General features: G+C 39.7%; 13 protein-coding genes and 1 pseudogene. 12 read left to right on the forward strand and 2 right to left on the reverse strand.

Going from position 1 to position 22,974, the window contains the following annotated elements; all coding sequences use genetic code 11:
• Positions 1-600: 600 nt before the first annotated feature.
• The 9 genes from IQ276_RS30330 to IQ276_RS30370 all read left to right on the forward strand — a co-directional run bounded on the left by IQ276_RS30330 (position 601) and on the right by IQ276_RS30370 (position 13,969).
• Positions 601-1,806, forward strand: a complete 1,206-nt coding sequence (locus IQ276_RS30330) for an ABC exporter membrane fusion protein (RefSeq protein ID WP_193919198.1) — start codon at positions 601-603, stop codon at positions 1,804-1,806.
• Between the two features lie 264 nt (positions 1,807-2,070).
• Complete coding sequence (gene devC / locus IQ276_RS30335) at positions 2,071-3,249, forward strand: ABC transporter permease DevC (RefSeq protein WP_193919200.1); 1,179 nt, start codon at positions 2,071-2,073, stop codon at positions 3,247-3,249.
• Between the two features lie 94 nt (positions 3,250-3,343).
• Complete coding sequence (locus tag IQ276_RS30340; protein WP_235116104.1) at positions 3,344-4,348, forward strand: NAD-dependent epimerase/dehydratase family protein; 1,005 nt, start codon at positions 3,344-3,346, stop codon at positions 4,346-4,348.
• A gap of 332 nt (positions 4,349-4,680) precedes the next feature.
• Positions 4,681-5,682: a glycosyltransferase family 2 protein gene (locus IQ276_RS30345; protein ID WP_193925574.1), complete on the forward strand. Its 1,002-nt coding sequence runs from the start codon at positions 4,681-4,683 to the stop codon at positions 5,680-5,682.
• Between the two features lie 273 nt (positions 5,683-5,955).
• A complete protein-coding gene (locus IQ276_RS30350) occupies positions 5,956-6,423 on the forward strand; it encodes a DUF2141 domain-containing protein (RefSeq protein ID WP_235116105.1) in 468 nt (155 codons plus the stop codon).
• Between the two features lie 116 nt (positions 6,424-6,539).
• Complete coding sequence (locus IQ276_RS30355; protein WP_235116106.1) at positions 6,540-7,799, forward strand: glycosyltransferase family 2 protein; 1,260 nt, start codon at positions 6,540-6,542, stop codon at positions 7,797-7,799.
• A 983-nt stretch (positions 7,800-8,782) separates the two neighbouring features.
• Positions 8,783-10,030 (forward strand): glycosyltransferase, encoded by a 1,248-nt coding sequence (locus IQ276_RS30360; RefSeq protein ID WP_193923215.1) that lies wholly within the window; start codon positions 8,783-8,785, stop codon positions 10,028-10,030.
• A gap of 813 nt (positions 10,031-10,843) precedes the next feature.
• Positions 10,844-13,012 carry a GumC family protein gene (locus IQ276_RS30365; RefSeq protein ID WP_193923217.1) on the forward strand — a complete coding sequence of 723 codons (2,169 nt, stop codon included), beginning with the start codon at positions 10,844-10,846 and terminating at the stop codon, positions 13,010-13,012.
• 240 nt (positions 13,013-13,252) lie between these two features.
• A complete protein-coding gene (locus tag IQ276_RS30370) occupies positions 13,253-13,969 on the forward strand; it encodes a response regulator transcription factor (protein WP_309245619.1) in 717 nt (238 codons plus the stop codon).
• A 355-nt stretch (positions 13,970-14,324) separates the two neighbouring features.
• Here the strand turns inward: IQ276_RS30370 and IQ276_RS30375 are convergent, their stop codons facing one another.
• Positions 14,325-15,773, reverse strand: a complete 1,449-nt coding sequence (locus tag IQ276_RS30375; RefSeq protein ID WP_193925027.1) for a serine/threonine-protein kinase — start codon at positions 15,771-15,773, stop codon at positions 14,325-14,327.
• A gap of 580 nt (positions 15,774-16,353) precedes the next feature.
• Between IQ276_RS30375 and IQ276_RS30380 the strand changes: the two genes are divergently transcribed.
• Positions 16,354-19,032 carry an MHYT domain-containing protein gene (locus tag IQ276_RS30380; protein WP_235116107.1) on the forward strand — a complete coding sequence of 893 codons (2,679 nt, stop codon included), beginning with the start codon at positions 16,354-16,356 and terminating at the stop codon, positions 19,030-19,032.
• A 77-nt stretch (positions 19,033-19,109) separates the two neighbouring features.
• Here IQ276_RS30380 and IQ276_RS30385 read toward each other — a convergent pair whose 3' ends face one another.
• Positions 19,110-20,297, reverse strand: a complete 1,188-nt coding sequence (locus tag IQ276_RS30385; RefSeq protein ID WP_193918015.1) for an RNA-guided endonuclease InsQ/TnpB family protein — start codon at positions 20,295-20,297, stop codon at positions 19,110-19,112.
• Positions 20,298-20,361: 64 nt separating this feature from the next.
• Between IQ276_RS30385 and tnpA the strand changes: the two are divergent.
• Together tnpA and IQ276_RS30395 are read left to right on the forward strand one after the other, a co-directional pair.
• Positions 20,362-20,616 (forward strand): annotated as a pseudogene (gene tnpA / locus IQ276_RS30390) (IS200/IS605 family transposase); the annotation flags it as partial.
• Between the two features lie 212 nt (positions 20,617-20,828).
• The gene (locus tag IQ276_RS30395; protein ID WP_228043133.1) at positions 20,829-22,958 is read left to right on the forward strand and encodes a sensor histidine kinase; all 2,130 of its coding nucleotides are present in this window, start codon (positions 20,829-20,831) and stop codon (positions 22,956-22,958) included.
• Positions 22,959-22,974 lie beyond the last annotated feature (16 nt).

Consider the following 22,974-nt stretch of genomic DNA (forward strand, 5'->3'; position numbering starts at 1 on the left):
CATTTTGTAGTCTATACCTACGAGGATTGGAACTAAAAACGAAAATTGTTTTGACGAGCAAATCAGGATTTGTACAAAGTTAAATGGTTGACAAATGAAAAATTTTTCGTCATACTTAAGAACAAGCTTATTCAAGTTTTTTAGTTAATTTTTCGGCGCTTCATTATTCTTGAGAGCTAAATTTTGTGGCTAACGCTATTGTATTTTACGCTACTGGATTCGAGGACAAATGACGATATAACTAAAGAAGCTTTCCAGTAACATAACCATAAAAATTCAGTAGTCAGGAGTCAGAATTCAGTAGTCAGAATTCACAGAGAATTCTTAGCGGCATTTTCCGCTATTGGCGCAGTTCACCGCAGCGAAAAGTTAGATCGGAGGAAACCTCCGCTCTGAAATTTTTAAGACAAACATCAGAACTTCAAAGAATCAAAAAAGTTAAAGAATCGGGAAAACATTTGATTAATCAATATAGCAACCATACTAAACTCTTTCTGAATTCTGAATTCTGAGTTCTGAATTCTGAGTTCTGAATTCTTATTCGTTATCGACTAAATATAGCCATTTCAGCTATCCCCTAGTAAGAATTGGAATCAAAATATGGCAGTAAATAAAGAAAGCCGATTATTCACAAAATCCGTTGTTCGATCGCGGATAATTTTAGCAGCTTCTCTCACCTTAGCGGCCGGATTAATCGCTTTATATAGTTTGGCATCGTTTTGGCCGAAAGCTAAAGTTGAGATATCACCAGCAACCCCGACAAAAACCACCCCGACAAAAGTTGCTGTCACAGCCTTAGGACGTTTGCAGCCAGATGGTGAAGTTACTTCTTTGAATGCTCCCAATGCTAATAATGGTGTGCGAGTCGAAAAACTGTTAATCAAAGAAGGAGATGCAGTTAAAGCTGGGCAATTACTAGCATATCTAGAAAATTATGGTCGGGCTAAAACAGCTTTGCAACAGGCTGTAGACCAACTGCAAGTTGCTAAAGCTAAATTAGCACAGGTGAAATCTGGGGCGAAAACCGGAGACATCGATGCTCAAAAAGCAGCGATCGCCAGTTTAGAGTCACAATATAAAGGGGACATTGCTACCCAAGAAGCGACAATCGCCCGTGTCCAGGCTGAAGTAGACAATGCACAAGCCGAGAACAATCGCTATCAGCAATTATATAAACAAGGTGCGATCGCAGCTTCCGTAGCAGACAGCAAAGCTTTACAACTCAAAACCACACAACAGCAACTCGCAGAAGCCCAAGCCAGCAAACAACGCACTCAAGGCACATACCAAGAACAACTCAAGCAATCACAAGCCCAACTCAAGAGTATTAGCGAAGTGCGTAGCGTAGATGTTCAAGTCGCACAAACTGAAGTCAACAGTGCAACAACTTCCGTTCAACAAGCAAAAGCAGACTTGGATTTAAGTTACATTAAATCTCCCATCAATGGCAAAATCTTGAAAATTCATGCCAAAACCGGAGAAGTAATTAGCACCAGCACAGGATTTGCTGAGATAGGTAAGACATCACAAATGTATGTGATTGCAGAGGTGTATCAAACCGACGTTCAAAAAGTGCGTATCGGACAAAAAGCCACCATCACCAGCACTGCATTTAATGGAACATTAAAGGGAACCGTCAAAGAAATTGGTTGGCAAGTTGACAAACAAAACATCTTCAGTCTTAACCCAGGTTCAGATACAGACCGCAGAATAGTTGAGGTGAAAATCTCCATCGATAACCCCGCAGATAGCGAACGGGTGGCGCGTTTAACCAACTTACAAGTAGATGTTGCCATTCAGATTTAGTCTGGGCATTAGTTATTAGTCATTTACAAATAACTAATGATCAAATTTTAGATTTTAAATTTTGGATTTTGGATTGAAGATTAAAAATCCAAAATTTAAAAAAGCTTTAGAGCAAAGGAATTCATACTCGCTCTACGAGAAGCAAGCTACGTGGAACAAATCTAAAATCTAAAATTGTTTATTCAGAGCAATGAACAGGGTATGGGTCAATCTAAAATCTAAAATCCAAAATCTAAAATTTCTTGACAAATAACAAATAAATCCATGAATTTTAAAATTCCTTTAGCATGGCTACAGCTAGCCCAGCAAAAAGTTCGTTTAGTAATAGCTGTAGCCGGGATTGGTTTTATTGTGCTGTTGATGTTTGTGCAACTTGGTTTTCAAGATGCTCTTTATTCTAGTGCAACAGCAGTGCATCAAAATCTCAAGGGAGATTTATTTTTAGTTAGTTCGCAATATAAATCTTTGACCTCAAATCAAAGCTTTTCGCGGACTCGTTTGTATCAAACTTTGGGGTTTAATGGCGTAGAGTCAGTTAGCCCCATGTATTTGCAATTTGCCAAACTAAAAAACCCGGCTACTGGTGAGAAATATTCCATATATGTTATTGGTTTCGACCCAGGCAGACCCGTGATGAACATCGCAGAAATTGAGAACAACTTAGATAAACTCAAAATTCCCGATGTCATGCTTTTTGACAGAAGTTCTCGCACAGAATTTGGCCCGATAGCAGAACAATTTGATGCCGGAGATACAAGCCAGACAATTGAAATATTTCCCTATAATTCATTAATTGGCTATAAAGTCAGGATTGGTGGCTTATTCAGTTTAGGACCTTCCTTTGGGGTAGATGGCAACTTAGTTGTGAGTGACTCAACCTTCCTGAGGATAAATCCTAATACTCGTCCGGCAGATATGATAGATGTCGGTTTGATAACCCTCAAACCTGGTATTGATGCACAAACAGTGCTAAAAGATTTGCAGGCAAGTTTGCCAAATGATGTCCAGGTTTTTACACGCCAAGGCTTTATTGATTTTGAGAAGAAATATTGGTCTGTCAGAACGCCTATTGGTTTTATACTTAACCTGATGTTGACAATGGCTTCTGTTGTTGGTGTAGTAATTGTCTATCAAATCCTTTATAGCAATATTGCTACACAGTTCGTTGCTTATGCCACATTAAAAGCCATAGGATATGCCAATAGATATCTGTTGAATGTGGTATTTCAACAAGCTTTAATTTTAGCGCTTTTAGGTTATATTCCAGGATTTATTACTTCCATATTGTTATACGATTTTGCAATGGAAGCAACTAAATTGCCAATAGTTATGACCACTAACAATGCACTACTGGTCTTAACATCAACAGTTTTAATGTGTATAACTTCCGGAGGACTCGCCATCAATAAACTCCGTTCCGCAGACCCAGGAGATATTTTCTAAACAATTACTCCCTTCTTCTGGACGCCTGGGTGTGACATCAAACCAAAACTTGAATCCAAAATCCAAAATCTAAAATTCGTATAACTTTTCCTCTATGAACCTCCAAAACCAAACTCTCCTGATTACCGGAATTAATGAATTTGTCGGCTTGCGTGCAGCCGAATTAGCCATAGCCCAGGGAATGAAAGTCCGTGGATTACAAACTTCCACAGAACAGAATAAAAAAGCTCAAGATTTAGGTGTTGAAGTCATTACTGGTACTATCACCGATCCCAATGTTGCCCAGAAAGCTTGTCAGGGAATAGACATCGTTTTCCATACAGAGCAAATTGCTCAAGAAGCTGGTTCAATTAACCATTTTCGTGATGTCAATGTTAGCGGTGCTGTTAACATCGCTAAAGCCGCTAAGCAAGCAGGCGTTAAAACTTTTGTGCATCTATCCAGTGTAATGGTCTATGGTTTCAACTATTCTGATGGTGTTACAGAAACCGGACTACTTTCTGGTGAAAATAATCCGTACTGCCAAACAAAAATAGAAGCAGAAGCAGCACTTTTAGAATTAAATAATCCGCCAAATTTTGGTATTATTATCATTCGAGCCGGTGATATTTACGGACCTGGAAGTATTCCTTGGATAGTCAAACCAATTGTGATGATGCGCCAAAAATTATTCGCCTATGCCAACGATGGTAAAGGAGTAATCAATCATGTATATATAGACAACCTGATTGATGGCATCTTTCTAGCGATAGAAAAACAGACTTACGGAGAAATATTTAATATCACCGACGGACAAGAAACTTCTTGGAAAGAGTACTTCATGCGTTTAGCAGCAATGGAAGGTTTACCAGCACCTCTTTCATTACCAAAAGATGAAATGAAATTGTTTCTCAAACTACGCGCTCAAGGACAAAAACTTTTTCGGAAAAAAGCCGATATTTTACCGGAATCTGTAGATTTTATGAGTCGTCCCTATGCGTGTTCCATTGCTAAAGCCCAAAACCTGTTAAATTATAAACCAACAATTGACCTAGAAGAAGGTATGCAGCGTACACATGAATGGCTGCAAAAAACGGAGATTGAAAATTTGATTAAGTAGGGGAGTGGGGAGTGGGAAGTGGGAAGTGGGGGGATGAGGGGGATGAGGGAGATGAGGGGGATGAGGGAGTTAGAAGAGTTAGAAAATCAAGTAAGTGTGTTGTTGCTTCTTGATTTCCTTGAAATTATTCAGCTTGGGTATCAAATTATTCTGACTTCTGACTCCTGAATTCTGAATTCTGACTCCTGACTCCTGACTCCTGACTCCTGAATTCTGAATTCTGAATTCTGAATTCTGACTCCTGACTCCTGACTTCTCACGTTGCATTTGACTAACAATTTGCTGCAATTGAGCTTAAAATAATCCACAGATTGTGTGAATACTTGTTTTATATGAGTAGCAATCAGCCACGGTTGAGTGTTGGATTACCAGTTTACAATGGTGAAAAATTTCTTCAACAAGCCATAGATTCACTCTTGGCTCAAACTTTTGAAGATTTTGAACTAATTATTTCAGATAATGCATCTACAGATAAAACTGAGGAAATTTGTAGAGCATACGCTAAGCAAGACCAACGTGTTCGTTACTACCGTAATGACCATAATATTGGTTGCGCTGGTAACTTTAATCGTGTCTTGGAATTGTCTTCGGGTGAGTATTTTAAATGGGCAGCTTATGATGATCTACATGCTCCTGATTTTATCAGCAAATGCATTGAGGTACTCGAACAAGACCCTACCATTATTTTGTGCCACACCCAGGTATATTTTATTGACGAACAAGGAAAGTTTCTCCAAAACTACGACATCAAACTCAAGACAGATTCTCTAAAACCACACGATCGCTTTCACGAATTACTGACTAAACATTTATGCTATCAATGTTATGGCGTAATTCGCGCTAGCGCTCTGAAAAAAATACCACCTATGGGTGGTTACGGTAATGCAGATGGAATTTTATTGTCAAGGCTTGGTCTTCTGGGTAGATTTTATGAAATACCCGAATACTTGTTCTTTGCTAGAAGCCATCCGCAACAATCAATGAGTATGTTTTTTCCCAATTATTTGTTGTTGACAAACAACAATCAAGCATCCTCATTCAGTGTATTACCTGATTTTTATGCCTATGCAGTGTGGTTTGATTCAGCAAATAAAGGGAAAATTTTATTCCCACATTGGAGAATATTATGGGAGTATTTCCTCTCCATATGGCGTAGTCCCTTGAGTTTGTATGAGCGGTTATCTTGTCATAGAAGTCTACAACAGAAGTTGAAAGGCACAGAATATCTGTTACTGAAAGATTTGCTAAAAGTTTTGCAAATACTTGCAATAGATTGGCAACGAGGATTACAGCAGAATTCAGGAGTCAGAATGGGCTACACCCCGCTGCGCTAACAGAATTCAGAATTATAATAGGCTATGTGCCTAGTTTTGAAACTTAAATAGTGTAGTTCATGTACTTGAATTCTGCTGTAATTACAGAGCAGAAAATCAGACTTTGAATCAATATTTTGCAGTCAAGTCAAAAGTTAAAAATCAAACAATATAAGCAGAATAGTTAATAACTATTCTCCAAATTCAATAAATCTGTTTTGACTTGTAAATTTTGACTTTTGACTTCATGCAATTTTGTTCAGTGTCCAAATTACCTATTTCTACTACAAAATTATGCTGAAACTATCTCAATTATCTTACTTTTTGCTTGCTAGTTTACTAAGCATCAGCTTTGCCAAAACAGTGAATGCTGAGCCAGGAACAAAACTTAGTGTTGTAGTAAATGGAATTCGTCACCAAAAAGGCGAGATTTGCTTCCGAGTTTTTGGAGGTGAAAAAGGATTTCCCACGAGTAATACTAGTGAAGTTAAAAGTGGCTGCGCTAAGATTACAGGCACTTCTGTAACAAAAGAATTCTCTGGTTTAAAACCAGGAACTTATGCTGTTGCTGTAGTTGACGATCAAAATGGCGATCGCAAACTCAACAAAGACTTTTTCGGTATTCCCACAGAAGGTTTTGGTATTTCTAAAAATCCAACTGTGTCCATACAAACAGGTACACCCAAGTTCCGTGATGCCAGTTTTGTGGTGAATAAAAATACCACAGTCAACATTATTATGAAATACTCGTTGGATTCATAAAAGGGACTGGGGACTGGGGACTAGGGACTGGGGAAGAATTTTCAAATACCAATCCCCAATCCCCAATACCCAATCCCCAATCCCCATTCCCCTATTCTCCGGAGACTAAAAATTTAATGGAAGATTTGGCAATATTTCTGTCTAAGTCTTTGATGGGTTGGCTGGTTATTCAGGTGTGTTTAACGCTAATCTTTCTTTGGTATCTGCGCTCATCTCGAAAAAATTTATTACCAGATGAGCAGTTGCCTAAAACAGCTGTGATTCTTTGTCTGCGGGGAGCCGATCCGTTTTTGCCTAGTTGTTTGCGATCGCTCCTAAATCAGAACTATCCACAGTATGATTTAAAGTTAGTTATTGATAGTCAAGAAGATCCTGCTTGGAAAATTGCCAGCGAAACTATCACAGAGCAGGAAGCAACTAATGTTCAAATCAGTCCTTTGAGAATAGTACGCAATAATTGTAGTCTCAAATGCAGTTCTCTAGTGCAGGCTGTCCGTGAATTAGACGATTCCTATAAGGTAGTTGCTTTAGTAGATGCTGATACTATAGTTCATCGCAATTGGCTGCGAGAATTAGTCAGTCCTCTAGGTGATGCTAATGTCGGCGCAACAACTGGTAACCGTTGGTATATGCCAACCGGTAAGAATTGGGGATCTTTAGTGCGATACATAGGCAATGTATCCACAGTAGTCCAAATGTTTCTCTTCCAAATTCCTTGGGGCGGAACTTTGGCTATGAAAACAGAAGTGCTTCACAAAACTGAACTTTTAGATAAGTGGGCACAAGCTTTAAGCGAAGATTTCATGATTCACGATGTTCTTAAAATACATGGGTTACAGGTTAAGTTTGTACCTACTTTATTAACAGTTAATCGTGAAGAAATTGATTTAGTAGGCTTACTAGACTCTCTCAAACGCTTGATACTTTGTTCTCGACTTTATCATCCACGTTGGTTGGCTATAGTTAGTGAAGCTGTTTCTAGCATTTTGTTTCCGACTACAGTCATTATGTTAGTTTTAGAGTCATTGTTAGAAGCAAAATGGGAAGCCGCATCTCTATTGTTTGGCTGCTATACCGTCTATGTTGTAGGATTACTTTTGCTGATGCTCGTTTTGGAGTTAGGTATACAGCAAGTAGTTCGCTCGAATGACCAGCCAATAGCCAAATTATCAGCTCCCACTATCATTAAAATGTTGATTGGGATTCCGCTAACACAATGGGTTTATGGCTTAGCAATGCTATCATCTCTGTGGATTTCAACAGTCACCTGGCGCGGTGTCAGCTATCGGGTTCGAGGGGCTTGGAATATCCGCCTAGTGGAATATCGCCCTTATCAATGGTTGGATCAACCTATTAATAGCAAGGTTTCTCTTTGAACTGATTACTATGGCAGAATTCAGGAGTCAGAATGGGCTACGCCCCGCTGCGCTAACAGGAGTCAGAATTCAGGAATCAGAATTATAATAGGCTCTCTGTGTAGCTATCAGACCTAGATACTGTACTTCACTTTCCTTAAAATCTGCTGTAAATATCAACTAGGGCATGAAACTTATCAGACTAAACATTCCCTAGTAATGAATTTATATTATCTTGTTTTTAGTAAACTATATTAACTACAACCTTTCTAGAAATACATTTTTTTGTATTAAAGCCAAGGTTGTAGAAAATATATTCAGGGGAATTTAGACTGAGAATTTCGAGTGTATTTATAATTTCTGATAGAGGATCGTAAACATTTTTTCACAATCTAAAATTGAGATTGCTTGGAAAAGTGTAAATCCTAAATCTAACTGGATTGCCGGGAATTGCTGAGCCAAATAATCAGGATGTTAATGGTAAGAATAAAGGCGTCATTTTCATGATTCAGGATTATTGATCAATGAGACTTAGTAGAAATTAATATTTTTAAATATTAATTTTCGATATAGCGATTCTCATTCAGATGCGGTACAAAATTATATGGCAAGGTGTAAGGGCACGGCAGTGCCCATTGGTGTCAACTTAAGCTCAAATGCTTGTCCCACAGACGTTTTACCCCCCTTAATCCCCCCTTATAAAGGGGGGAAAAAGAAATCCAGTTCCCTCCCCAATACATACGGGGAGGGTTAGGGTGGGGTGACGCGGTGAGTAATGCTAAGAGAGAGAACTGAATATCACGTCTTGACAAGGGTTTCGCGTTAAGTTGACACGTATGGGCACTACCGTGCCCCTACGGGCGTACTTCACCAGACTGGGAAACGCTATATAAAAGTCTTCTAGATTCTGAATTCTGAATTCTGAATTCTTACCAGTCATGAAACATTGCTGCGTAAGTCCTAAATCCAAAACCAGCATTTTCGTGAAGTAATTCTTTTTTTATATGACTAAGCAAAAACTACGCATTGCCTTATTTACGGGATTGTATGCTCCTTTTTTAACTGGAGTTTCTGTAGCAGTACATCAACGAGTTCGTTGGTTGCTGGAACAGGGACATGAGGTTTTTTTGATCCATCCACAAATTAGCGATCGCTACCCAAAAAATGTTGGCGATCGCCCCATGCCAGGATTAAATGAAATTCAATCCTTTCCTAACTTATCTACTTACGCATTCCCCACAAAACCACTAATATTTTACAAATCTCTTCCCCAACCATTGCACTATCGCCATTGGAGTGATACCAAGCTGCTGGAGAAATTTAAACCCGACATTATAGTGGTTGAAGAAGCCGCACAAATGAGAGGTTTATACTCATTTTTCTTGCAAGGTTACGGCCGCGCTGTGGGCACGCAATACGCAAAACGAACAGGTACGCCAATAATATCGCTTTTCCACACTGATATTGTTGCCTACATCAAATATTACTTTGGAAATAAATTCTTCAGTTTTATTCGTCCAATCATTCCCATTTTGGTCAAACAGTTTAGCAACTCTTATGACTTCAATTTCTTTTCTTCTCAAGAACAACTCAATAAATACAAAGACCTCAAATGCCAACGTGCTGAATATCTCCCTTATCAAGGTATAGATTGCGAAAAATTTCACCCGCGAAATATTTCTTATGACCCGATTCCCAACGACCATCGACCAACTTTGCTGTTTGTTGGACGCATCACCCCCGAAAAGAATGTCAACCAACTAATTGATATATTTCCACTCATTGCTGCCAAAATTCCCGATGTCCATCTGGTGATTGTTGGAAGTGGCCCCCAGGATAGAGAAATCCGTGAGCGTGCCCAAAAGTTTGCATCCGGTATTACCATCTGGGGTGAGTCCCACGGTACAGAACTTTTAGGTTGGTTTGCCAGAGCAGATGTTTTTGTTAACCCTTCTATCACTGAAAACTTCTGCACTACAAATAACGAAGCCCTAGCTTCTGGAACCCCTGTGATTGCCGTTATTGCACCATCAACCTCAGAACAAGTATTTCCTGGTCGCAACGGCTTTCTTGCTCAACCCAACAACCCAACAGACTTTGCCCAAAAGGCGATCGCAATTCTAGAAAATCCCGAATTAAAGGCAGACATGACTACACAGGCTCGCCCCTCCATAATCGATTTCGATTGGTCGGCATGTATGGAAAAATTTGAAGACAAACTCTACCAAATTGTTAACGGTGCCAGGAAGTAGGGATTAGGGCATGGGGGTAGCGAAGCGATCGCACACCAAGCAAGAACGTTGTCTACTGGTAACAGGCTCCCTACTTCTGGTCGAAGAAAGAAAACTCAGTAATAAACGGTGACTTTCTAAAGGCTGAAAATCACTTAGATATATACCTTACAACCCTGGATAAATTGCAATGTCTCAAAGTTGCCATCTATCCAGGCTTTTTTATGCTTATCTAAATCAATACCTTTGCCAAAAAAAGAGGTAGTCTAGTTTTTGTCGAAATAGACCAACACAAGAGGGGGCTTGATTCTTAGAAGATGTTTGAAATTTTATTGGCTCAGTTTTTTGCCTTCTAGGAAAAATCAGCGTTAAAATATTAGATTTGCTCTATGTCAATACTCGGAAATTGGCGAAGTATTGAATTTACAGTTAATTATTTATATCAACAATAATATACTAAGATTATGATTTCAAGATTTTTATCAGAATGTTTTTTATATTACAAGTTCAAAAAATAACTTTGCTCTCTATGTAGTAATTTGGTAAATCGTATGGTAGTTAAAAATTTCAAAAAAATAATTAATTTTTTATCAAGATTTTTATTCTTTAAATAAAGATTTATTGAAAAAATGTTCTTCTAGTACGGATTGAAAATTTTTATGCATGAATTGATGAATATGAAACAGTTAGTTGACATAATCTTATCCCAAGTGGTTTGATTATTGGGACAATAATTAAGTATTGTGTTGTAGTTCTAGGTGTAAAAAAATAATTTAAAACAATGTTTATCACAATCTTCCAAATATATTCTTTCGATATTCAAGGAGTTTGATAATGGTTAAGACTAGTCTGAATCAAGAGCAACAAATTACGACCTCAGCACAAAGCAGGGTTGGTATCAGACAACTACCTACTCTTTTGTTTCGTCAACGCTTTGTGATTTTGGGGGTTTCTTGTATAGTCATGTCAGTTGCCAGCTTCTTTGCTGTCAGTGCAAAATCTAGTTACCAAAGCGACATGCAGATACTGGTAAGTTCCAATTTATCTCAAGAGGCAAAGTCAAATAATATTCCAGAACAGACAGATGCCAAAGTTGTTGATTACAGTACTCAGATGAAACTCATGCTGAGTTCTAAGCTGCTTCAGAAAGCTGTAGATTTACTTCATTCTGATTATCCTGATATTACTTTAGAATATATTAAAGGTCAAAAACAATACAACAAAAAAGCACCTTTGAAAATCAATCAAGAACAAGCAAATACAGAAGCTAATGAGGTTTTTAACCAAGTATTTGAAGTTTCCTTTAATGATGACGATCCAGTTAAAGCCCAAAGAGTACTTCAAGCTTTACAGAAAGTCTATGAAAACTACAATACAGAACAACAGAAAGAGCGTTTAGATCGGGGACTGGCTTTTGTCAATACGCGCCTACCCCAAATCAAAAAAGAGGTCAGTCAAGCTGAGAAAAATTTAGAACAGTTTCGCAAGAAGCATAATTTAGTCGATCCCGAAGCACAAAGTAAAATCCTGCTACAATCTTTGGCTGAGATTCAACAACAGTTGCAAACCACTCGCGCCCAACTTCAAGATGTAAACGCTCGTTACGATAGCCTGGAACAACAAATAGCATCTTCTTCCCAACAAAATGCCAAAATCTCTTCTCGTTTAAATCAGTCAAGCCGCTATCAAATACTATTAAATGAAATTCAAAAAACTGAGCTAGCGCTGGCTAAGGAACGGTTGCGTTATACAGATGATTATCCATCAGTAGAAAAACTCAAACAACAACGCCAAAATCAATTAACATTATTACGTCAAGAAGTAAAAAATATTACTAATGGCAGTAAGGGAGAAGAACTCTTAAAAGCGCAGACAGTGGCAGTTGATCCGAACCTAGTAGACGAATTAATTCTGCTACAGACAAATGTTTTAGGACTAACTGCCAATGAAAAAAGTTTAGTGCAATCAGAACAGCGACTTCGTTCTGAATTAAGCAAATATCCGAACCTGACAGCTGAATATAATCGTCTGCGGCAAAAGATAGAAACTACTCATAAAGCTCTGGAACAACTGGTTGAAGCACAACAATCCTTAGGAATGAAAATTTCTCAGGAAGGATATAACTGGCAAGTTTTGGAAGAACCTGGTTTGGGTACTTATGCAGGGGATAGCAGATTATTATATTTGCTGGGGGGAGGAGTTATTGGACCGATTTTAGGCATTTTAATAGCCTTGATTTTGTCAAAATTTAATGAAACTATTTATAATACGGCAGATTTAAAAAAGCTGACAAATCTGCGTGTACTGGGAACGGTACCAAAATTGCGATCGCCTCATAGTCAAAAGCGTCTTTTAAATCTGTCTGGTAATGGGCAACGAAGTTTAGCTCCTGCTATGGTAGAACCTGGCGCCAAGTTGCCTGTCCATGAAACTTTGGACATGATCTACCAAAACATTAAAATATTAAAATATCCATTTCCTTTCAAGTCATTGATGTTGACTTCAGCACTACCAGGGGAAGGAAAGACAACCCTAGTATTAGGGCTAGTGGCTAGTGCTATCCGGATGCATCGACGGGTGTTAGTAATTGATGCTAATTTGCAAAATCCTAACCTGCACAAAGTATTAGAACTTTCTAATGATTGGGGACTATCTCTGTTATTAGTTGATGAGACAACTACCAATTTTCAAGATTACATTCAGCCGATTCACCCCTTCATTGATATTTTGACTGCTGGGCCTGTTCCAGAAGATAGAGTGAAGCTGCTGAGTTCTCAGAGAATGAAAGAACTAATAGAGTTATTTGAAGAAAATTATGATTTAGTATTGATAGATGCTCCATCAATTTTAGCCACCGTTGATGCCAGGATTATCGCATCTTTTTGCAATGCGATCGTCATGGTAGAGCGGATGGGTAAAGTGAAGCGAACTCAATTGATTCAAGCGATTGAAATTTTGAGTAAGTTAAATTTAATTGGAATTATCGCTAATGAAGTGAAATAGGATATAGCAATCCTAAATCATTCGTCAAAAGTCATAGCGTTTCCTGACCTAATAAGGTACACCTGTAGGGGCACGTCAGTGCCCATTGGTGTCAACTTAACGTGAAACCTTTGTCAACACGTGATGCATGAATTCACTCACTGCCCATCACGACTCGCATTACCCCACCCCGGTTTTGTCTAAAGCCAAAACCTCCCCTCCCCGATGCTTTGGGGAGGGGTTGGGGGTGGGGTAAAACGTATGTCGGGTAATCCGCCCAACACACTGACTCTAAATCTAAAATCTAAAATCCACAATGGTATTACATTTGGGGAAACTGTTGTGGACACAATCCGGGTGATGGTAGTTGCTACTTCTCTTGTGGTGCGGGTAGGATTGTCTGCTGTGGTGAGTAATAATCCGCAGTTGACGGTTGTCGGGAGTGTCTCGGATTTGGATGTATTAGCAGCAGAGGTTGAGGAGTTACAACCTGATGTGGTGCTAGTAGATATGGGCGGTAATTTTCAACAATCAGCGTGGGAAAAACTGCTGCTGATTCCAGAAGAACAATACCCATTAATACTTGTTATTGTTGACGAACTCGACAGCATCGACTTGGAAAAGGCTTTACGTTCTGGTATTCGGGGTATATTGCTCAGTAGTAGCACAGAGTCAGAAATAGTCGTGGCTGTGCAGGCGATCGCTGTTGGTTTGGTAGTACTGCACCCAAATGCTGTAGAATTACTGCATCTGGTCTCAAAAGCAGTAGCAAATCCTGTGCAAAGCTTGACACCACGGGAGATAGAAGTTTTAACAATGCTTGGGTCTGGATTAGGTAATAAAGCGATCGCTAAACGTTTGCACATCTCTGAGCATACCGTCAAATTTCATCTTTCATCGATTTTTCAAAAGCTCAGTGTCTCCACCCGCACCGAAGCGGTGACTGCGGCTGTAAGAATTGGTTTAATTATGCTGTAATCGGTGCTAAAGTAGCACATCTGTATGTCAATACAGTAGAATTGAGAATTCAGAATTCAGAAGTCAGAATTCAGAAGTAGAATGAGCTTTATACTTGGCTTTGAGAGTGAAATTGTCCACTTCACGCTTCTTGAAATCCCCTGTAAATATTACCATTTTCAAACTCTATGTCTTTGTCAGTAGAGTATTCACCAATTCTGACTCCATTTCACGAAATACCTGGTACAGATAAATATGTAGGGGCGTACAGCTGTACGCCCCTACAACCGATTGATATGTTGCAAAGATTTTGGGAAATGGTATGACTCCTGAATTCTGACTCCTGACTCCTGACTCCTGACTCCTGAATTCTATTTCACTTTATGTCCTTAAAAGACACTTTAGCCATTGGCGCGTTTAAATCTTTACTAGCAAAGGCGCAATATGATTCTGGATTGATTTGGCCGTAAGTTTTGAGGAAGTTAATACAGCTGGAACGGTCTTTAAAGGTGGCTACATAAACTATAAATAAATTTTTTTGATCTGATAAATTCGGATAATCTGGTATCCAGAATACTCCTGATTGACTAATTCCTTGGGATTGTAAAATTTTCACTTGTTTGATGGCAGTTTGCAGATTTGGCAAACTAGAATTGGCTACAAAATAAAAAGAATTAGGTAGATTAGCGCCGTTTGTAATTGGTGATTCACGGGTTGTCCCTATTTGATAATTTGCCGTTCCAGGTGGAAGAGATAACGAAGAATTTTCTTCAACTTCTGTTTTTGGTAGGAGCGAAGATGTAGCTTCTTTATATGTCCCAGATTGCGGAGAGTGTGCTAACAAAAGACCAATAATCACGCACCCACCGATTAATCCGCCGCCGACTAAAGTACTACCAATAAAAATAGCGTTTTGTTTACTGTTCTGAGCAGCTGGCAAGCGGATCACAGAATTAGTGAAAGCAGACAGTTGACTATACATTGGCACTTTTGGTGCAGTTGAATTGGCAATAGTCTGCAAAGCATCCAGCATTTCTTTTGCAGTAGAATAGCGCTCCCTGACATCAAACTGAGTTGCTTTTTTTAACACTTCCATCAAATTCGGACTGATGGCATCCCTATTCCATAAATGCTCTCCGGTGTGGGAGTCTGTCATCAATTCTTGGGGCGATTTTCCCATCAACAAAAAAATCGCTGTTAACGCCAAACTATACAAATCACTGGCAAAAACTGGACGGCCTGCTGCTTGTTCGCTAGGCATGAAACCTGGTGTACCAATAATAATTGAATTACTAACAGTGCCTTCTGAATGCATGACTGTTGCCATCGTTTCTCGCACTGCACCAAAATCAATTAAAATTGGTTTGCCATCAGATGAACGCAGAATAATATTGTCTGGTTTAATATCGCGGTGGATGATGCCTTTGCCATGTACAAAGTCCAGCAATTTCAACAGACTAATTAAAATTGGGATTACTTCACTTTCGCTAAAACAACCGTTTTGTTTTACTTCTTGATTAAGGGTTTGTCCAGAAATCCATTCCTGTACGAGGTAAAATTGCCCATCTGCTTGAAAGTAGGCGTATAGAGTGGGAATTTGATTGCTAGATCCTCCTAGTTCTTCTAAAATTGCGGCTTCTCTTTGAAATCGCCTTTGTACCAACTGATAAACTTCTGGGTTGTCGGTAACTGGTTTGAGTTGCTTAATTACACAACGTCGTCCCGAAGGCATTTGGGTATCTTCGGCTAAGAATGTTTCACAAAATCCACCAGTTCCAAGTACGCTAATAATACGATAGCGATCGTTCAAAAGTGTTGATATCATTTTGTTTTCTTGACTCGGGTTTGTTTGGAAGCACTCTGTACAATTAACAAGCTATAACCGCCTGTTTTTACAACTTTGGCAGTGCATAGTTTTTCGTATAAATTATTAATTTATCCCAACAAAATCTAGAATGCATTAACTGCATACTGATTTTTAGTATCTAAGTATGAGAATATCATGAATTGCTCTTTTCATTAAGATACTGAAACATCTATGGACAGTAGTACACCTATGTGTAATTTGTAATTCTTATAGGGCATAGGGCATGGGGCATTGGGGGAGCAACGCAAAAAAGTGAGATCATCGTCCAATGAGCAGGGGGAGCAGGGGGAGCAGGGGGAGCAGGGGAAGCAGGGGGAGTAAAGAGAAAATCTTAGTAATGTTTACTACCAAGTATATAATAAATACACTTAATTTATTTCTCTTCCCCTGCCTCCCCTGCTTACCCATCTCACAAAATCGCGTTGCTCCCGGCATTGTATTCCCCGCGTAAGAGCGTCTCCCTCATCTCCCAGATGCCCCATAAAGTGATAAAAAAAGAAAGCATAAGCTCCACCTGAGGTTCCAAGCAGATATGGCTATGAGTAGCATCTACGACCTACGGCTGATAACCCTTTCAATTGCGATCGCAGTTCTCGCCTCATATACTGCTCTTGATTTGGCTGGACGGGTAACAGCAGCCAAAGCATCGGCTCAAGTCGCTTGGTTAATTGGCGGCGCAATGGTTATGGGAATCGGTATCTGGTCGATGCACTTTGTCGCCATGTTAGCCTTCTGTCTGCCGATACCAATAACCTATGATATGTTGACTGTGCTGGTTTCTATGCTACCTGCGGTGATTGCTTCAGGAGGCGCACTTTTCCTGGCAAGTCGCCCAGTGTTGAGCATTTGGCAATTGCTGGTTGGCGGAACCTTAATGGGTATTGGTATCGCCTCCATGCACTACATTGGAATGCTGGCGATGCGAATACAAGCAACCGCCACATACAACCCAGTACTGTTTATACTTTCCATAGCGATCGCCATCGGCGCATCAATTCTAGGGCTAAATATTGCGTTTCAATTACGTACACAAACGAATACAACTCCCTGGTGGGCGAAGGTTAGCGGTGCGCTTTTTATCGGGGGAGCGATCGCTGGGATGCATTACACAGGGATGGGGGCTATGAGATTGACCCCGACTAACCCAACAGCAATATCTGGGCTAGCAAAAACGAACGATTCCCTAACTTTGCTGGGTGTCTCTATTGGTATTGCCACATTAGTGATTCTCGGTTTTGCGCTGCTGACTTCGTTTATAGATCGGCGTTTGTCTGCCCAAACAAAGCTTTTAGCAGAGCAAGAAGCCCAAGCCAAACTTTCACAATTATTTACAGAGATTACCCTACAAATTCGGCGATCGCTGAAGTTAGATGATGTAATCAACACAACTGTCCATGAAGTTCGTCTAGCATTAAAAACAGACCGTGTGGTTATGTATCGTTTCAATAGTGACTGGAGTGGCATTATTATCGCCGAGTCCATTGCTCAAGGTTGGACGAAAACCTTAGGAAAAACGGTCAATGACCCATTCCGGGAAAATTATATTGAAATGTACAAAAATGGCCGAGTCCGAGCTACCAATGATATTTATGAAGCTGGTTTTACAGAATGTCACCGGGAAATTCTCGAAGGTTTTCAAATTAAGGCGAATTTGATTGCACCGATTATCCATAATAATCAACTTGTCGGTTTATTGTGTGCCCACGAATGTTCTAGACCTCGGTATTGGCAAAAGTATGAAATTAATTTATTTAGACAATTAGCAATTCAAGTCGGCATCGCTTTAGAACAAGCGAGTCTACTAGATGAGCTTGAGCAAGCACAGAAAGTTTTGCGGCTTCGCGATCGGGCGATCGCTTCAGCCAGTAACGCCATATTCATTACCGATCCACGTCAGCCAACAAATCCAATTATATTTTGCAATGCTGCGTTGGAAAAAATTACAGGTTATTCATCTGGTGAGTTACTAGGATGTAACTACCAATTTCTTCAAGGGGCTGACACAGATCCAGACATTATTACAGAATTAGACGACGCAATCAAGGCTTCGAGAGAATGCCAAGTTGTGCTGAAAAGTTATCGCAAAGATAGAACTTTCTTCTGGTGTGAATTAACAATTTCTCCTGTGCTAGACGCATTTGGACAAATAATCAATTTTATTGGCGTGCTAGTTGAAATTACTTCGCGCAAGGAAACAGAAGAAGAATTAAGGCGTAGTCAAGAAGTTCTCCAAGAGCAGCTGCTACAACTTATCTATGATGTTAATGAGGTATCCCAAGGAGATTTAACTGTTCGCTCTCAAGTTACAGCCGGGGAAGTTGGAATCTTAGCTGATGCGATTAATACCATCATTTATACCCTGTGGCAAATTGTCACTCAAATCCACCAAACTGCCTACCAAATGAATGTTTCTCTTGGCGAAAACTCTGGTTTCATCCAGCAAGTGGGAGATGAAGCACTCAAACAAATTGAACAGATTACTTACGCCCTTCAAGAACTAAATAATCTGAATTTCTGGATGCAAAAGGTGGTAGATAGTGCAGGGCAGCTACAGGAAGTAGGCGTCACTACTACTAACACAGTAGAAACAGCCAAGGGAACAATAGATTTTACTGTGGAAAGCATCTTGAATTTGCAGCAGACGATTTCACAAATAGCTAACAAAGTCAATAATCTGAGCGAATCTTCTCAAAAAATTTCCCATGTTGCATCAACGATTGGGCAAATCGCCACCCAAACTAATTTGTTAGCCAGCGATGCTAGTATTGAAGCCACATGGATGGGCGATCGCGGTCGAGGCTTTGCGAAAGTAGTAGAACAAATTACTCAATTAGCTGTGCAGTCTGGCGAAGCCACCCAAGAAATTCAAGGCGTTTTAACTAACATGGAATTGGAAACTACCGCATTAGTTAAAGCCATAGAATCGGGAACGAGTGAGATAGTAGAAAGAGCAAATCTTGTGCAAAATGCCAAGTTGAAACTGGAAGATATTTTAGAAGTATCTGATCAGATGAATCATTTAGTACAATCGATTTTTGCGGTAACAGGATCTCAAGCAGAAGCTTCCCAAGCGATCGCATCTTTAATCGAGCAGATTACCGAAACCTTAAAATACACCGCAGATTCGTCTAGCACTGTATCTAACTCCCTACAACAAGCAAGAGAAGTGGCACAGCAATTACAAGCCTATGTCAGTGGATTTAAAACTGGGGAGTAGGAAAAATATCATTGCCACAAACATAAGCATTCTAGTGACGTACCTACACTTCCTGAGTACAGGTAAGTGTAGGCTTCTCAAAGACTCCTCAATGAGGACATAATTTGAGCTTTTAGATCGTGCGTCCCACGATTCTTTATGTTGATCGCTGCATTCAAATCTCTGCACAAACTTGCTTTACAATTAGAGCAATTATGCATTCTTTGAGATAACAGCTTTTTGACCTTTTGACCGCAGTTAGAACATTCTTGACTAGTACCATTTGGATTTACAGCTATTACTTTCAGCCCAGCATTTTCGGCTTTGGTAGTAAGTATAGAAATAAATTGTCCCCATCCGGCATCGTTTACACTTTTAGCCAATCTTGATTTAGCGAGTCCTTTAATATTTAGTTTTTCTACTGCAATAACATCATACTTTTTGAGCAAATTGTTAGCAGTTTTGAAATGGAAATCTTTACGACTATCCGCAACTCTTTTGTGCTGGATACCTAGCTTTTTGATTGCTTTATTCCGACGGTTTGAGTCTTTTTTTCTACGAGAAATTTTGCGTTGTGCTGATTTTAATTTACGTTCAGCTTTACGTAATAACTTTGGAGCAGCAATTATTTCATTATCTGAAGTGACAATGAAATCAACCAATCCTACGTCAATGCCGACAATATTATTGGTATCAAAATCAGGCTTGATTGTTGGAACAGTCTTATCTTCTAAACTCAGGGTGACATAGTAACCATCTGACTTTTTGGTTACAGACACCGTTTTAATATCAAATCCGTCAGGTATTTGACGATGAACAATTACTTTGATAGTGCCTATTTTTGAGAGTGTTATTTTATCGTTGCTAAAATGCTCTTTTTTGAATTGTGGATATGTAAAAGTTTTGTATTGACCTTTAGCCTTGAATCTCGGCTTACCGCTACGCTTGCCATTACTATCACCTTTTAACAATCGGTCAAAAGCTATTTCAACCTTTTTTGGTACTTCTTGTAACACTTGAGAGTGAATACATTTGTACCAGCTTCGGTCTTTTTTCAGTTGAGTTAGGGATGCCTGCTGGCTAAAGCGATTTGGCTTATCTTTTAACTCTGGAAGGTGGCAAACAACAAGTGAGCATCTATCAATAGAACAACGATTTTGCTCCAACCACTCAAACCTTTGTCCAAGCTGATAATTATACTGACAGCGCAACATATTTAGCGTGTTGTCAATTATTTTAGCTTGCTCTTTCGTAGGCTTTAATCGGTACTGATAGGATGTTTTCAGTTGTTCGACTTTTTAAGTGTTACTTTTTTTAGCATACACTGATATTTAGATAAATTCCAGAAAAATGAAAAACGATTTTGTTTCAAAAGGCAGGTCGGTTAGTGATCTAAAAGTTCACCTAGTATTAGTAACTAAATATCGGCGTAAAGCTTTCACCGTGGAAATGTTAGCCAAGCTCAATACTGTAACGGAAGAACTATTAGAAAAATGGGATTGTAAACTGATAGAGTTCAATGGGTAAGAGGATCATCTACACCTGCTTTTTCAGTACCATCCAGACCTTGAGTTGAGCAAGCTCGTCAATAATTTGAAGTCTATATAGACGGGTTTCCCGTCGCAGGCGACTGGCGTCCCCACACTCCGTCTAATGAGATGTGGGACTTCTGCTGAAACAGTTAAAAATGAGAAATCAAATTTAGTTTTTGGCTTATGTTCAACTTCTTGTCTGTATTCAAACTTTTTTCTCTCAAGTCACCCCTTGGCCATGAATCGCTCAAAAAAACATCACTGACACGCAAAACTCTACTGAATATGACACTGCGAGTAGCCGGAGTTGTATTAATTTCTACAAGCGTAAGTTACTTCCACGTCATTTCTAATTTGGAAGCACAGACCAAGAAGCAATTAGAGAAATACATTACCGAACGGGGACAGCGAGAAAGCAATGCTTTCAAACTAGCACAAGACAATCTCATATTTCTGAAGCAACAAATTTTAGAACAACTCAAGCGACCGAGCGAGGAGGATTTAGCAGCAAAGTTTGATCGCGTCCACTTTAGCTGGTCTGATGGAACTCAACGCAATGCACCGCAAAATCAACCCATCTCGCAGTTTGACATAGCTCGATATCCTACATCCTACATCAGTCGGGATGCGAAAATGGATGCGAGGCGCAAACGGGTATTTATGATAACTTACGCCTTAATTCAAGCTTACGGGCCTGCATGGAGCGTGCGCTTTCCAGATACCTATTTCGATACGCCTGACAAGAATAGCGTACTTTACTGGAAAGACGTGCCTGTTAATCTCATAGGGCCTCCTGGTTTCGATCTGACAAAACAAGAATTTTACTACGTAGCCGATCCAATCCATAACCCAACCCGCAAACCTGCATGGACGGGCGTTTATTTCGATCCGAATATCAAAGATTGGATGGTGTCTGCGATCGTTCCTGTATATGAAGGCGATTGGTTTTTAGGTTCTGTCGGACACGATATCATTCTCAAAGATTTGATAGAGCAAACGATCAAAAATCAGTTACCGGGAACTTACAATTTAATTTTTAGAGCCGATGGTCGGTTGATCGCTCATCCTCATTACATGGATAAAATTCAACAGACCCAAGGTAAAATTAATATCGCCGATCTCAATGATTCACATTTACAACAAATTTGGCAATTAGCTCAAAACCTGCGGACAGGCGTCATCGAAAATGTCCAAAACAATGAATTTTTGGCAGTTACGCGATTAGATGGTCCCGACTGGTATTTCGTCACAGTTTATCCCAAGTCTTTGCTATCGGGAGCCGCGTTTGACACCGCTCGATTTGTGCTGGTGGCTGGTGCTTTGGCATTGCTTGTAGAAGTCATACTCTTGTTTTCAGTGCTGCAACAACAGGTTGCCAAACCACTCCAGAAATTAACACTTGCTAGCGATCAACTCACAAACGGTAATTTTGAGATTAACCTTGATGACACTCGACAAGATGAATTAGGACAACTAGCTAATTCATTTAACAGTATGGCAAGTCAATTGAAAACTTCATTTACGCAACTTGAACAAGCGAATGCTGAATTAGAACAACGGGTGACACAACGGACGACCGAGTTACAAAATACAGTAAAAGAACTACACCGCACCCAAGCGCAGATGGTACAAAGTGAAAAAATGTCGGCTTTGGGACAAATGGTAGCGGGCGTTGCTCACGAAATCAATAATCCCATCAATTTTATTCACGGTAATCTCAGCCATGTCACCCACTACACCCAAGATTTACTCGAATTAACCCAACTTTATCACGAACATTTCCTGAGTCCACCACCGGAAATCGAAGAAAGACGGGCAGAACTCGACCTTGATTTTTTAGCAGAAGATTTGACGAAAATTCTCCAATCAATGGCAAATGGAACTGGGCGGATTCGGGAGATTGTTTTATCACTGCGTAACTTTTCCCGTCTCGATGAAGCAGACTGCAAAACCGTTAATATTCATGAAGGCATTGATAGTACGCTCATGATTTTGCAGTATCGTCTCAATGCTACTAATCAACGCCCAGAAATTCAAGTAATCAGAGACTATGGGAGTTTGCCTCAAGTCGAATGCTATGCGGGGGAATTTAATCAAGCGTTGATGAATGTGTTGGCGAATGCAATTGATGCATTAGAAGCATCATCTACACCCAAAATTATCATACGCACCCAGGCAATTGAGCGTTCAATTATCATCGCCATTGCAGATAATGGAGTCGGAATGACTCAAGCAGTGCGATCGCGTATTTTTGATCCGTTCTTCACAACCAAACCTGTGGGTAAAGGTACAGGTTTAGGACTGTCTATCAGCTATCAAATCATTACCGAACTGCATGGCGGTAAGCTATATTGTGATTCTGTTGTTGGAGAAGGTTCGGAATTTGTCATTGAAATTCCAATGCAACAAATGTAATTAAATGTTAATCATG

It is taken from the genome of Desmonostoc muscorum LEGE 12446, assembly GCF_015207005.2.
Classification (GTDB): Bacteria; Cyanobacteriota; Cyanobacteriia; order Cyanobacteriales; family Nostocaceae; genus Nostoc; species Nostoc muscorum.